This is a genomic window from Bacillus sp. S4 (genome assembly GCF_040838205.1).
Taxonomy (GTDB): domain Bacteria; phylum Bacillota; class Bacilli; order Bacillales; family Bacillaceae_G; genus Bacillus_A; species Bacillus_A cereus_U.
In genome coordinates this window covers 1-14310 of the sequence record NZ_JBFPJI010000071.1, presented here as the reverse complement: position 1 = coordinate 14310, position 14310 = coordinate 1, and the positions used below count along the sequence as shown (strand labels likewise).

The following is a 14310-nucleotide window of genomic DNA, read 5'->3' as shown; positions in this document are numbered from 1 at the left end:
CATTAAAATTATATTTCCGACGATAAAAAATAAAAAAACCCTTTATTCAAAGGGCTTTTTTACCTATTGTATGAAGGATTTCACTTTTTTCTTTTTCATTAATAACACCGAGTTTTTGCAAAACATTCGTGTAAACTACAAGCTTATTATATATTCGTTCCGACATTCCTGTCCCCTCTTTCCTTCAGCCAACTTTTTTTCTATTGGTAAATTATATGAAGGAAGCGAGAAAATGTGTCCACTTTTTTTGCACGAATACAAACCTTTATTACTCATTATTCATGAGCATCTCAAAATTCACGTTAAACATTACTAATAATTAAAGAGAGATGGAATTTCCCACTGATTACTAGCAAACTGTCCATTGAATATTATGCTTTTTGACTTCTTCTTCAAAACTATATGGCATTTTCTTATCACAAATAACATGTTGAATACGAGAAAATCCTGATATTCGGTAGTTCCCTTTTACGCCTACCTTTGTATGATCGCATAAAATATATGTTTTCTCCGATAATTTAATCATCGCTTCTGACAGTTTCGCTTTTTCTAATTCAAAGCTGGAAACCCCAAAGCTAGGTAACAATCCATCAATCGAAACGAATGCTTTATGAAAATGAAATTGATGAATTACTTGCTGCGAAATAGAACCCGACACACGTGAATGTTTTGGAGATACCTTTCCACCAATAAATAAAACTTCACCGTGAAACATCTTTTTATTAATAGAAGATATTAATTGTGTCGCTACTGGAAAAGAGCTCGTAACAATCGTTAAATTTTTACGATGAACAAGATATGGCACCATTTGAAGTGGTGTACTTCCATCATCAATCGCAATAACATCCCCATCTTCCACAAACGTTGCTGCTTTATACCCAATTCTTTTCTTCTCTTCTATATGCAGCATCTCTCGTTCTAACATCGGTGCCTCTATCCCAGCTCCCGGAAGTTGAACAGCTCCACCATACACTTTCTTCAATTTTTTTTCACGATCTAATTCTTCTAAATACCGACGAATCGTCTCTGTTGATACTGCGAACTCTCTCGCTAATTCTGAAACTTTTACTTTCCCTTTAAACTCTACCTTCTCAAGAATTGTCCTCTTTCTCTCTTCACCTACTACAGACATAGCCTCACCCCATTTATATCTACCTCATAAACTGCCTTACTTATACAAAGTTATAATTTTCTTTTTCAGTGAAAATTTCTTCATGAATATAAATACCACGCTTTTCCAATTCATCAAAAATAATTTGTGGATTTTCAAAAGCTTCTTCAGGAGTAATAACACCGACTTTATTAACTACTCCTTTTGCAATTAACTCTGTAGCAACTCCAAATGGGATACCAACATTTCTTGTATAGGCTCTTAATTTCTCCCAACCTACTACAGAACCGTCAGATAGCGGATGTGTATGGTATAATACATGTCGCTGTTTTTGATTATTTTTCATACCTACTACTTCTACATGAAGTGCATAACCATAAAGCTCTGTTGCTTGCCCTTCTTTCGATTGTAATAGATACTTCGAAATACAATCCATAATACCAATTTCTTTACCGTTTATTTCAATTTGATCATTACGCAATATACCATAATCATATAAAGCACGAACGAGCTGCATATTTTGCTCTGGCCAAGTACCTCTCGTTTCTATCAGCCCAACACCTTTATCCTCCAGTGCCTTCGCTAACGTAATCGTTTCTGAGTGCGGGATGATATACTGCATTGTTTTTCCGTAAGGCGCTGGTAATTCAATTTCTCTCGGGCGCGCAAACGGAGGTACTTGCTTAAATTCACCATCTTCATACACTGTACGCGACGGTAAATGTGGATCATATTCATATGTCGTTGTTTCTGTAATTGATGCAGAAAAAGCAATTGGACGATATGAGCCATGACTTACTCTAACTGACTCTACAGTATCTAGCTGATTTGCTGCATACATAGCCATCATTTGCGTTACACCTGGCGTCATACCAAACCCAGGTAAACATGCTTTTCCGTTTTGAACAAATATAGAATGGGATTCATTTTCTTCACCGAATCCATTTAAGTTCACACCGTGACAGCCGGCATCTGCGATACAGCGAGTAGACAATCCATTTAACTTTATCGTCGTACCATCCATTACAATGTCGTAGCCTTTCATTTTTGCGACCGTATCCTCATGATTTGTCACATCGACTTTCACAAAATCAACACGAGGATCGTTTAACCACTCTACTACTTTTCGGCCTTCCTCTTCATTAAAATCGGCTACCGTAATCGTCTCAAAAGATGAAAATTGAACTAAATCTAAAATTGCTTCACGACAAATTTTACCTGCTCCACCTAAGCAAAATACTTTCACCCTATAACAACCCCTTTAGCAATACTATCAACTAAGCGATTAATATCGTCTTCATGTACATCACCGATATTTCCAATGCGGAACGTATCTACTTTCGAAATTTTACCAGGATAAATAACAAATCCATATCGCTTTAATTCATTATACAGCTGCAAAAATTCAAATCCTGCTTCTGGATAAATGAAAGATGTAATAATAGGAGATTGATATTTTTCATCTACTAATGGCTTGAAGCCTATTTCTTTCATTTTGTTCACTAATAATTTTTGATTATTATAATATCGATTGTAACGGGCTCTTACCCCGCCTTCTTCTTCTAATTCAAGCAATGCCTGATAAAAAGCGTGTACAACATGTGTAGGTGAAGTAAAACGCCATTTCCCATTTTGCTCTTCCATCGTTTCCCATTGATCATATAAATCTAATGATAAAGAACGGGCTTGCCCTTTGCATTTCAATAATTCATCACGATTTGCGATGACAAAACCGAATCCGGGAACACCTTGAATACATTTATTCGCACTACTAATTAGAAAGTCAATTTGCAACTCAGCGATATCCATTTCAATACCACCGAAACTACTCATCGCATCAACCAGTGTAACTTTTCCGTATTGTTTTCCCAATTTACATACATCTACAATTGGATTAATAATACCTGTCGTTGTTTCACAATGAACAACTACAATATGCGTAATCTTTTTATCTTGTTGCAATAATTGTTCTACTTCTGCAATATTAGTAGGCTCCCACTCTTCTGTTTGACTGACCACCACATCTATATGTAACATCTCTGCCATTTGTACAATCCGCTTTCCGTACGCACCATTTGTACAAACTAGCAGCTTTCCGTTTCTAGGAATAACAGAACCAATTACTGCTTCAACCGAAAACGTACCGCTTCCCTGCATTAAAACCGTTGTGTACTTTTCTGCTTCCTTTGTCGCTAACGATACAAGCCTATTTCTTACATCTTGCACCATCGTGTTATATTCAACATCCCACGTACACCAATCGTATAGCATAACTTCTTTTACCGTTTTTGTTGTCGTTAATGGTCCTGGCGTTAATAATAAATAGTGATTTTCATTCATGACCCTATGCCCCCTTTATGAAATAATAAGTTCTTGTTTCTCGATATGTTCAATTACGCTTTCGAGCTCCTGCATCGTTTCAATTGTAAAATGAGCCCCATTTTCAATGAAACGATTACGAACTACTTCTATTTTTTCACGAAGCTCTAACGGATCCATATTCTCAACTTCCTCTTCCATTAAACCGAGCTCACTACTACCGAGGATTACACCAACTGTCCACATTCCAGCATTTCTGCCCTCTTTCATATCTGACACGGTGTCTCCAACTTTTATCATATGATCCATTGGATATACACCTAATTCCATCGCATTTTTATAACACATCCACGGATATGGACGACCTGCTGGAACATCATTTGGCGTCACAAGAAAATCAGGTTTATACCCTTGTATTTCTGCTTCTTTTGCAACAATGTCCATCATTTCTCTCGTATAACCAGTTGTTGATCCAATTTTAATACCTCTTTCACGTAGTGAAGAAACCACTTCTTTTACTCCATCAATTGGCGTGGCATAGTACGGTAAATTAGCAAAGAGAATTTCTTCAAATTCTTCATACATCTCATTAATGTCTGCTTCTGTTGGTAATTGTCCGAAAACACGCTTCCACTCATTTGCAATACGAGGCATTTCTGTTAGTGCCCTTACATGATCTATTTTTAATAATCCCATTGGCTTACGTGCTTCTTCTGCTGTAATTTCAACACCGCGTTTATGAAAAATCTTCATGAATACTTCTAATGGTGCAAAACATCCGTAATCAACTGTCGTACCTGCCCAATCTAAAATAACTGCTTCAATTTTCATTCTATCCATCACCCTTCTTACTTATCTTTTTTGCCATTGTGACGTTCGGTTACGAAGTGCTTTCGTTCCCCATTCATATACAACTCTCACTACAATATTTGTAACAACAATAAGTACACTCATTGCAGCTGCTGGTGCTACATTTCCTGCATCATCCATATTTACAATTGATACAGCAGCTAGTTTAAAATCAGCCGCGTATAAGAACACTACTGCCGATACAGTTACCATTGAATTTACGAAATAGTACATAACCATTTCTAAAATAGCTGGTAAACACATCGGTACCGTTACTCGAAAGAAAGTTTTATAGAATGGTACACTCATCGACTGTGAAACAAGTTCAAACTCTCGGTCCAGTTTCTTCAAAGCAGTCGTTGCGGTAACAAACGTTACAGAGTAAAAATGAATGATATTTACTAATATTAAAACAGCAATTGTGCCATATAAGGAATGAAACGGATTTGTTACTGAAAGTCCTAGAATTTGAATTGTTGGTTGACTGAAGAAAAAGACATATCCTAATCCAAGTACTAATCCAGGAATCGCTAACGGTACAATAGAGAAAAAGTAACCTACTTTTCTGAAAAAATGTAGCTGTTCTATTTTTTCAATCGCATAAGCGAACACAAATGTTAAAATCGCCCCGATAACTGCCGTAATAGCTGAGACAATTACACTATTTTTAAATGCTTCAATTCCGTCTCCTGTCAAACTTGAAAAATTAAAATGCTCAAGTGTAAAACTCATATTATATGGCCATACTTTCACACTTGCAGCAATACCAACTGCCACAAATAAAAGAATGATCATAAACGTAACTACGCTACAATATACGAATGAAATAACATCTCTTTTCTTATTATTTATTATTCTGTAAGGCACTGCTTTTGAAGATAAGAGATTCGCCTGTTTTCTTTGCGTAATACGATCAACTGCAAATGCGAAAATAGCTGGGATTAGTAAAATCATTCCGACAGTTGCGCCCATGGACATATTTTGCTGTCCAATTACTTGCTTATATACGTCAGTAGCAAGTACGTTATATTGTCCTCCAACAATTTTAGGTGCCCCAAAATCAGTGAAACTAAGTGTAAATACAACGAACATCGCACTAATTAATCCGTATTTCACACTAGGTAAAGTAACCGTAAGAAACTGTTTCACTTTACTTGCACCTAACATATTAGAAGCTTCATATAAACGATAATCAGAACCTTGGAGAGCAATTAATAAAATAAGGAATGCTTGCGGAAATGTATACATAACTTCAGCTATTACAATTCCTACTGGTCCGTATAACGGTATTTGTATTCCTTCAAATAAACCAAACATCCCTTTTGTTATTAACCCTTGATTACCAAATAAATATGTAAGCGCAATACCGTGCATCATCGTCGGTGCGAATAATGGTAATAATGCTATGTATTGAAATACGCGCTTTCCAAAAACATTTGTACGAGCGATCGCATATGCGTAAGCGAAAGCGAGTGTAACCGAAATAATTGTTGTAGCGCCCGAAATCCATATCGTATTTTGTAGTGATTGAACTAGCGTTGGTGTTGTGAAATATTTACTGAAATTCGCAACACCAACAAAAGCTCCATCTTTATCATAAAAGGCTTGTGTAAACAGTTGTAATAAAGGCAATACAAGCATGATAAAAAATGAAAGAAGCATACCAATAATTAATAGTCTTTGTATCCACTCTTCTTTACCGATACGTCTCTTAATCTTTTTTTTTGTACTTTCTGCCTTAAAGTTTTCTAACATCTCCATCTATACAATGACCTTCTTTCCATATGACAACATATGATTTTCTGAGAAAGAGATTTGAATTGGCTTTCCTTTTCTAATAGCAGTTTCCTCTACTTCTGATGCCAATATATCCACTACAATTTTCTCATTATAAAGGTGTGTTTTCTCTTCTATGACCCGCACTTCCGTCCGGTATACAGATCCGCGAAATTCCATGCTTTCTACAACTGTTTTAATACCATTATTTTGTACAATAGTTACATGTTCAGGACGAATTGCATGTTCTTCGTTATTTTTCGAAAAGAAATTAATAGAACCAATAAAATCTGCCACAAACGGATTGGCTGGTCTTTGATAAATCTCCTCTGGTGTTCCAATCTGCATAATTTCCGCATGATTCATTACAACAATTTTATCAGCCATCGTTAATGCCTCTTCTTGATCATGCGTTACCATAATAGTTGTTACTCCCACTTTTCCCTGCAAATCACGCATTTCTCTGCGCAACTTTTCACGCACTTTTGCATCTAAAGCAGATAACGGCTCATCAAGTAACAAAATATCGGGAGACAGAGCGAGCGCACGTGCAAGTGCTACTCGCTGCTGCTGTCCACCAGACATTTGAGCAGGATATTTATCTTTTACATTCAGCAAATCAACAAGTTCTAACGCCGATAGCGCTTTCTCTTTTACTTCTGCTTTTCCATATTTTTTTGTCTTTAAGCCATATGCAATGTTTTCAAGTGCAGTTAAATTCGGAAATAATGCATACGATTGAAAAACCATTCCGAAGTTCCTCTTTCCAGGTGGTAATGCTGTAATATCTTTTCCATTCACAGCAATACTACCTGTTGTTGCCTCTTCTAGTCCTGCTAAAATTCTGAGCAACGTCGTTTTCCCACAACCACTTGGGCCTAATAAACAAACAAACTCATTTTTTTTCACAGTAAAAGAAATATCTTTTAACGCTGTAAATGCATCAAACTGTTTTTGAATGTGTTGAATTGATAAATATTCGCTCATTTTTCTCTCTCCCACTCACTTACTTTTTCGGTTCTGCTTTTTGGCCAAACTCTTTTTCCCATTTTTCTAAAATTTTGTCGCGATTTTCTGCTGCCCATTTAAAGTCATTCTTTTTATATAACTTTTCTGTCACATCTTTAGGGAACCCATCTGGAAGTTTATAATCATTTTTAATTGTCGCAAATCCATTTTTCTCAAAGTATAACTTCATTACATCATCTGTAATTGCCCAATCTAAAAATGCTTGTGCTAATTTATCATTTTTTGCATTATCTTTTTTAATAAGTGCGTTCGCTTCTACTTCCCAACCTAATCCTTCTTTCGGCAGTACAACTTCAACTGGTGCACCTTTTTGTTTTTCTTTCAAAGCACTATAAACCATTGACACACCAACTGGATATTCACCCGCCCCTGCTAATTTCGCTGGTTTTGAACCTGAATGCGTATAAGTTGCCATATTATCATGAAGTTTCTTCATGTAATCCCAGCCCTTATCTTCTCCCATAATTTGTAGCCATGCAGAAACTGTTAAAAACCCTGTTCCAGAAGAAGCTGGATGCGGCATAACTAGCGTTCCTTTATATTCTGGTTTCGTTAAATCTTCATATGATTCTGGCATCGGTAAATTTTTCTTCTTTAATTCTTCTTTATTTACAGCAATCCCCGTCATAAATGCCGTATTACCTACCCATTTTTCTGGTTGCTTATCATCTTTAAATTGCGGAAGAACACGATTTGCTCCTTTTGGAGAGTATCCTTTTAACATATCTTTTTTATCTAAAGCTAATAGACTAGACGCTGCAGTTCCCCATACAACATCTGCTTGTGTATTTTTTCCTTCAGCTAGCAATTTCGCTGTAATAACTCCAGTTGAATCACGAACAATGTTCAACTTCACGTCTGGGTACTTCTGTTTAAAAGAATCAAGATAAATCGGTACAAGCTCTTCTTCAATCGCTGTGTAAATAGTTAATGATCCAGATAATTTATCATCTTTCACTTTTGCTCCAGCACTTTCTTCTTTCTTTGCACCACACCCCATTAATAACGAAAATACCATTCCAGTTGCTACAGCCTTAAAGATTGTTTTTTTCACTGTCTCTCTCTCCTTTTACAAATCTTATGTACAACTCAAATATAAACAACTAGTGTAAAAGCAGTATTAAACCAACATTAATCTTTTGTTTGTTGTTTGTTTTTGTGTAATACGTTGCTACTTCTATGTTTTTTCTCATTTTTCCGCTAATATCAAACGTGAAATTTACAAATAATTTAAAAAACCTTTATAATCCCACAAAAAAATGAGGCGTTTGTAAAAAACGCCTCATTTTTGTTTACCTTTTTTTGAATTACGATTTGCGTACTTCGCACTATTTTCTCCTTCATACTCTAATGCAAATTCTGCATCTGGTAAGCTTTCTTTCGGAGTTTTATTATTATTAATTGCTGCATTTTGTTTTACTTTTCTTTTTACCAACATACTCACCTGCTCTCACGAAATAACTTTCTATTCTAGTTTGAAACAACTTACAGTAATTATTACTGGGAAGTGTTAACAAGTACAGAAGAGCTTATAGATGGAAATACTACATACGAACAAGCCATTACAAAAAGGAGCGATTACTTTGAAAGAAAAAGAAACGATACAATCGCCAATTTTAGACGAGACGCTCCCGCATCAAATGAATTTCCCATCATTTAAAGGCACAGGAAAACAAATGCAACAACCTTTTATTAATCAATACGATGTTGTAATTGGAGACAGTAAATACGATTCCACTAACAGTCCTCTTAATAATTGGAGTGATGAAATAGATCCTGCCGTTATGGCTGGAGAAGAATGGATCCATCCTACAAATGATATCGGATGGATCTCAGAAGAAAATCAAGAACTACTAAAAAACGAAGTTAATAACAAAAATGATGCTTTTATGCACCCTCAATTTGGAATTAACGATTAAAAAAACCATTCTACCTGACGTAGGTAGAATGGTTTCATACTATCCAATAATAATTCTCTCTTTCGGATATTTATAGCGAGGTGGTTGTTCTCTTCCACCACTAGCTAATATAAATGTTAAAATACCGACGCGTCCGATAAACATAAGTACAATGAGTACAAGTTTACCAACAGTTGTTAACTCTGGAGTAATACCTGTTGATAGTCCAGTCGTCCCGAAAGCAGAACAAACTTCAACTATTAAACTCATAAGTGGTACATTTTCCGTAATGGATAAAATAAATAGCGCTGAGGCACATAATAAAATCCCCATTGTCATAACGACAGATGCTTTCAACACGTCCTCTTCATGTAGCTGACGTTTGAAAATACGGACTGTTCTCCCGCCCCTTGCAAATGTATATAGCGATAATATACTAACAGCAAATGTTGTTGTACGTATCCCGCCCCCAACTGAACTTGGAGATGCTCCAATGAACATTAATATACTCATAAATAAAAGCGTTGGTTGTGATAATTCACGTATGTCCATTGTAGCGAGTCCACCACTTCGCGTCGTCACAGATTGGAATAATGTATAAAATACAGTTTCATGCCATGACTTTCCTACTAAAAAATGATTTCGTTCTAATAGAAAAATCATAATTGTTCCGACAATAACGAGTGCAAAAAATGTCGTTGTCGTCAATTTTGTAAATAATGAAAAGCGAAATAGTTGCTGTCGCCTTTTACTAAGGAATTGCTTTACTTCCATTAACACTGGGAAACCGATAGCTCCTAAAATAATAAGCAACATATGAATCATTTGAACAATATAATCTTTTTTGTACGGAATAAGTGATTGTCCTGTTAAATCAAATCCTCCGTTCGTTGTTGCACTCACAGCGGCAAAGAAACCGTGAAAATAAGCTTCTTGCCAAGTCGGGAAATATAGTAAAAATCTTGTACCTAACAGTATTGCTCCAATGAGTTCTATCGAAATAATTACAATTAAAATAGAACGCATCAATTCTACAAGGCCCGATAAATTTCCTTGGTTATGATCTGCCATAATTAACCTTCTTCGCTGCAAACCAATCTTTTTACCCGTTATAATCCAAACGAATGTACCAAGTGCCATAATTCCTAATCCGCCTAATTGTAAAATCAGGGCTAAAACAATAATTCCTGCTGTTGTAAACGTATCTGAAATAGTCACAACAGACAGTCCTGTAACGCTTACAGCACTAACAGATGTAAACAGCGCATCTATAAATGTCCATTTCACGCCAGGCTTCGTAACAAATGGTAAACTAAGTAAAATTACCGATACAACTACCGCTAGTAAATAAAATACAACGATAAGTTGCACGGGACGTAACTTTTGTAAAAACTTTTTTATATCTCTCATTCCATCACTTCGCTACCTTTTTTCTATCGATTAAATAAAGAAAAATCATCACTTTCTTCATTTGTAAATAACTGCTGAAATAATTTCGCAAATACCATTCCATATACAGTTCCATTTCCCCCATACGGCAGTGCGTAATATAAATTATGTATGTTTTTATCTTCTTTTAAAATAGGAAGACCGTCATGACTGCCACCAAATGCTGCTGCCCAATAGTACTCTGCCTGTATATTTTTATACTGCGGGAACATTTCTTTTACAATGTTAATAAGGAGATTACGCTTATGCAATAATTTCGTATCGCCGATTTTTTGAATTTTCAGCGCCTCATCTAATCCGCCTACAATAATGCGGTTTTGATACGTTCGACAATACAAATACGGACGTGCTGTTTCCCAAATTAATGATTGCTCATGCCAGCCTTCAAAATGATCTATCTTATTTGTCACAACGGCATAAGACGTTTCTACTGTTGTATTTTTTTCTTTCTTTCCAAAAATTGCTTCATAACCTGTCGCCATAATAACATTCTTTGCTACGACTTTATTTCCTGTATTCGTGTAACAAATTAAATCATTTTGGATTTGTTTAATATGTAATGCCTCTGTATGTTCATATATAGTAGCGCCCATTTGTTTCGCTTTATGCAAAAGACTATGCGCTAATAAATACGGATTCACTTCTGCATCACCGCTTGTATATAACGCTGCTTGTTTTGCAAATGAATAACGTTTCTTAATCTCAGACTCTGTAAAACATTCAACCGGAAATCCATAATGGCGTAACGTATTATATTCTTCTTGTAAAAATGAAATATCCTCATCTCTACTTGCATAATACAAACTATTTCGCGGAATAAAATGGGGATCAATATCGAGAGTTGGCACAACCTTCTCCATTGTTTGCAGCGCTTCATAACAAAGTCTATATGCTCGTACCCCTTTCTCTTCACCAAATGTATGAATAAGAGAGGTTAACGATTTATCATTAACAAATTGTAATAATCCTGTATTTGCAGCTGTGCTACCACATGCAATTGCTCTTTTTTCAATGAGCATAACACGCATTCCAATTTTAGCTAATGAATACGCTATATGAGCACCTGCTTCTCCACTTCCAATTACTAGCACATCACATATCATATCATTTTCTAATGTTGGATAACAAGGTACAGAAACTCCAGCACTCCAAAACAACTTACCAGTCATAAGCTTCATAATTATACTCCTACAATGTATTTTTCTCCTTCCTATGTTTCGTCATTTCCCATAAAAAAATCCAACTAACATACGCTAGTTGGATTTCTTCTCTTTAATTAGAACGCTCTTCAAGCCAATTCCCAACCGTCGGATATGTTTGCTTTACAGCCGTTCCACCATACACGATAGACATATGTCCTGTCGGCAAACATACATACTCTTTATCTGTGCTAGAAATATGATCAAGTAAAGCTTCTACTTGACATGGCAGAGCAATGTGATCACGTTTCGCAGAAATATTTAAGACATTCGCCTTAATATTTGCAAGGTCTACCTTTTGTCCGCGAATAACGAGTTCACCCTTCACTAATTTATTATTTTGATAAAAATCACGAATCCATTGTCTATAAGATTCACCTGGGAACGGAATACCATCGCCTACCCACTTTTGAACTAATTTCCAACTTTCGACGAAGCGCTCATTTTCTGAACGATCGACTAAAGCAACATATGGGCCGACAAAGTTTGTAATTGGTTTTAACATCTTATTTCCGAAATCAATCATTTCTGGCGGAATATTTCCGAATGTATCAACCGCTTTATCTAAATTGAAATATTTCTCATCTAATAAAGGACCGTATAATCCTGTTTCAGAGAAATCAAAAGGACTTGTCATAAAAATCAAGTTACGAATTGGCATGTCCGGATGAAGCGCTGCATAAATAGATGTTAACGTTCCACCCATGCAATAACCAAGTAAAGAAATCTCGTCCGATTTTGCAGTTCTCATTACCTTTTTCACTGCTTTTGCAATATAATCGAACACGAAATCATCAAATTTCAAATGACTATCTTCTAAACCAAATGTGCCCCAATCAAGCATATACACATCAAAACCACGATCTACTAAATATTCCACTAAACTATTACCTGGAGTTAAATCCATAATATACGGTTTATTAATAAGAGCGTATATTAATAAGATTGGAACTCTCTGTGTTTTTTCTTGTTTTGGAATGTAACGATAAAGCTTCGTTTTATTCTTCGTCCAAATAACCTCTTTCGGCGTTAAACCAACTTGTGGTTCTGGTTCGCGTAATAAAACTTCGCTCGCTCTTTTCACACGGCGATATGCTTTACGATATTCTTCTGGGTACAACTCCAATTGCTTTTCCCATTCCGTTACGAATGTAGTCATTTTTTCTATCTCCTTTTTGGTCAATTTCTTTCTAAAAAAAGAAGTGCATTCCTGCTATGGATATGCACTTTTTTTCTTACTTCATTACATGTATAATCCGCCGTTAATGTTTAATTGCTGACCTGTGATATACGCACCGTCACGGCATAGATATACTACACCTTTTGCAATTTCATCAGCTTGACCAAAACGTTTTTTCGGGATTTTCGCAACGATTTTTTGACGCACTTCTTCTGGTACTTCTGCTACCATTTCAGTATCAATAAATCCTGGGCAAATTGCGTTTACAGTTACATTTGTTCTTGCAAGCTCTAACGCTAATGATTTTGTAAATCCTAACATACCTGCTTTTGCTGCTGAGTAGTTTGTTTGTCCAAATCCACCTGCTTGGCCAATAATAGACGAAATACTAATGATTCTACCTTCTTCTGCTTCCGATATGTATGGAAGTACAGCGCTTGTCGTATTAAATACACTGCTTAAGTTCACGTCAATTACGCGCTCCCAATCTTCACGATTTAACTTTTTGAATGTACGATCTCTTGTAATACCAGCATTATTAACAAGGATATCAACTTTACCAAAATGATTCACAGCTTCTTCTACAAGTCTGTTTGCATCTTCTACTTTAGAAACATCCGCTTGAACTGCATAAACATCATGTCCTTCTTTTCCTAATTCATTTACTAAGTTTTCAGCTGCTTCTTTACTGCTGTTATAGTTAATAACTACTTTTGCTCCCTCTTCTGCTAATGCTACTGTAATTGCTTTTCCAATTCCTTTTGCCCCACCTGTTACGATTGCTACTTTGCCATTTAATTGAACCATTTCTTTTCCCCCTTAAATGAATTTGTGAACGATTGTTATGAATCATTTTGGTACTCATACTAATTGAGTCCATATATTAATTATGTTTCGTTGTTTATACATGAAAAGAGATTCTCCCTCTCTCTTTTACACGTTATAAACAAACGTGATTATCATTTTTTATTTTCTGGCTTATTTACAGGCTTTACTTCTTCTTTTACAGGTACTTGTAGTTTAGCTAGTACTGCATTTTGCTTTTCTAGCAATTCTAAAATTTGATCAACTTTCGTTTCCAACGTGCGCATATCTTGTTTTACTTTCGTAACATCACGCTTTAATGTAGGAGCTTGTCCTAATGAATCCACTTTCTCTTCTAGAATTTCCTCGATGTTATCAACTTTATTTTCTAAGTTAATAACAAGCGTAGCTACTCTAGCGATATCCTCTCTCGTCGGCACATTCACCTGTTCTAAATAATTTTTTGTCGTATCATTTAATGCTTTTTGATAAAACAAATTCAAATCTAGAACGCTGCCCATCCAAGCAGAATATTCTTCTGTTTTAATTGTTTCATTGAGCGCTTTTCCCCAAAATGTTTCGGTTTGTTCATAAGCATTTTTCCATGCTTGCAATGGATCGAATTTTTGATCAATCACTTCGACTACACTCCCTTTTTCGTTTTTGAAACAATTCAACCTATTCACTATTTTCTAA

At 35.8% G+C, this 14310-nt stretch carries 14 protein-coding genes; 1 reads left to right on the top strand and 13 read right to left on the bottom strand.

The window, feature by feature from the left end:
* Positions 1–349: 349 nt before the first annotated feature.
* The 8 genes from AB3X48_RS10130 to ykzP all read right to left on the bottom strand — a co-directional run bounded on the left by AB3X48_RS10130 (position 350) and on the right by ykzP (position 8519).
* The gene (locus AB3X48_RS10130; RefSeq protein WP_002158735.1) at positions 350–1132 is read right to left on the bottom strand and encodes a DeoR/GlpR family DNA-binding transcription regulator; all 783 of its coding nucleotides are present in this window, start codon (positions 1130–1132) and stop codon (positions 350–352) included.
* 40 nt (positions 1133–1172) lie between these two features.
* Positions 1173–2357, bottom strand: a complete 1185-nt coding sequence (locus AB3X48_RS10125) for a saccharopine dehydrogenase family protein (RefSeq protein WP_016104252.1) — start codon at positions 2355–2357, stop codon at positions 1173–1175.
* The gene (gene phnW / locus AB3X48_RS10120; protein WP_016104251.1) at positions 2354–3451 is read right to left on the bottom strand and encodes a 2-aminoethylphosphonate--pyruvate transaminase; all 1098 of its coding nucleotides are present in this window, start codon (positions 3449–3451) and stop codon (positions 2354–2356) included. Before phnW ends, AB3X48_RS10125 begins: the two co-directional genes overlap by 4 nt.
* A gap of 15 nt (positions 3452–3466) precedes the next feature.
* On the bottom strand, positions 3467–4261 hold the full coding sequence (phnX, locus tag AB3X48_RS10115; RefSeq protein WP_016104250.1) for a phosphonoacetaldehyde hydrolase: 795 nt from the start codon (positions 4259–4261) through the stop codon (positions 3467–3469).
* A 21-nt stretch (positions 4262–4282) separates the two neighbouring features.
* Positions 4283–6040 (bottom strand): putative 2-aminoethylphosphonate ABC transporter permease subunit, encoded by a 1758-nt coding sequence (locus tag AB3X48_RS10110; protein WP_016104249.1) that lies wholly within the window; start codon positions 6038–6040, stop codon positions 4283–4285.
* Entirely contained in the window at positions 6041–7042 is a 1002-nt protein-coding gene (locus AB3X48_RS10105; protein ID WP_016104248.1) for a putative 2-aminoethylphosphonate ABC transporter ATP-binding protein, read from the bottom strand. It lies immediately after the preceding gene.
* 19 nt (positions 7043–7061) lie between these two features.
* Positions 7062–8138: a putative 2-aminoethylphosphonate ABC transporter substrate-binding protein gene (locus tag AB3X48_RS10100; RefSeq protein WP_016104247.1), complete on the bottom strand. Its 1077-nt coding sequence runs from the start codon at positions 8136–8138 to the stop codon at positions 7062–7064.
* Positions 8139–8366: 228 nt separating this feature from the next.
* Complete coding sequence (gene ykzP, locus AB3X48_RS10095; protein ID WP_000240799.1) at positions 8367–8519, bottom strand: protein YkzP; 153 nt, start codon at positions 8517–8519, stop codon at positions 8367–8369.
* A gap of 100 nt (positions 8520–8619) precedes the next feature.
* Here ykzP and AB3X48_RS10090 point away from each other — a divergent pair, with 100 nt between their 5' ends.
* Complete coding sequence (locus AB3X48_RS10090) at positions 8620–9003, top strand: DUF3905 domain-containing protein (RefSeq protein ID WP_016104246.1); 384 nt, start codon at positions 8620–8622, stop codon at positions 9001–9003.
* Between the two features lie 39 nt (positions 9004–9042).
* Here AB3X48_RS10090 and AB3X48_RS10085 read toward each other — a convergent pair whose 3' ends face one another.
* The 5 genes from AB3X48_RS10085 to phaR form a co-directional block, all read right to left on the bottom strand.
* Positions 9043–10392, bottom strand: a complete 1350-nt coding sequence (locus AB3X48_RS10085) for a TrkH family potassium uptake protein (protein WP_088098837.1) — start codon at positions 10390–10392, stop codon at positions 9043–9045.
* Between the two features lie 23 nt (positions 10393–10415).
* Positions 10416–11609 (bottom strand): NAD(P)/FAD-dependent oxidoreductase, encoded by a 1194-nt coding sequence (locus AB3X48_RS10080; RefSeq protein ID WP_088098836.1) that lies wholly within the window; start codon positions 11607–11609, stop codon positions 10416–10418.
* Between the two features lie 94 nt (positions 11610–11703).
* Positions 11704–12789, bottom strand: coding sequence for a class III poly(R)-hydroxyalkanoic acid synthase subunit PhaC (phaC, locus tag AB3X48_RS10075; RefSeq protein WP_002011573.1), 1086 nt, complete (start codon positions 12787–12789; stop codon positions 11704–11706).
* A gap of 84 nt (positions 12790–12873) precedes the next feature.
* A complete protein-coding gene (locus AB3X48_RS10070) occupies positions 12874–13617 on the bottom strand; it encodes an acetoacetyl-CoA reductase (RefSeq protein ID WP_000250406.1) in 744 nt (247 codons plus the stop codon).
* 152 nt (positions 13618–13769) lie between these two features.
* On the bottom strand, positions 13770–14252 hold the full coding sequence (phaR, locus tag AB3X48_RS10065; RefSeq protein WP_000566956.1) for a polyhydroxyalkanoic acid synthase subunit PhaR: 483 nt from the start codon (positions 14250–14252) through the stop codon (positions 13770–13772).
* Between the last annotated feature and the right edge of the window lie 58 nt (positions 14253–14310).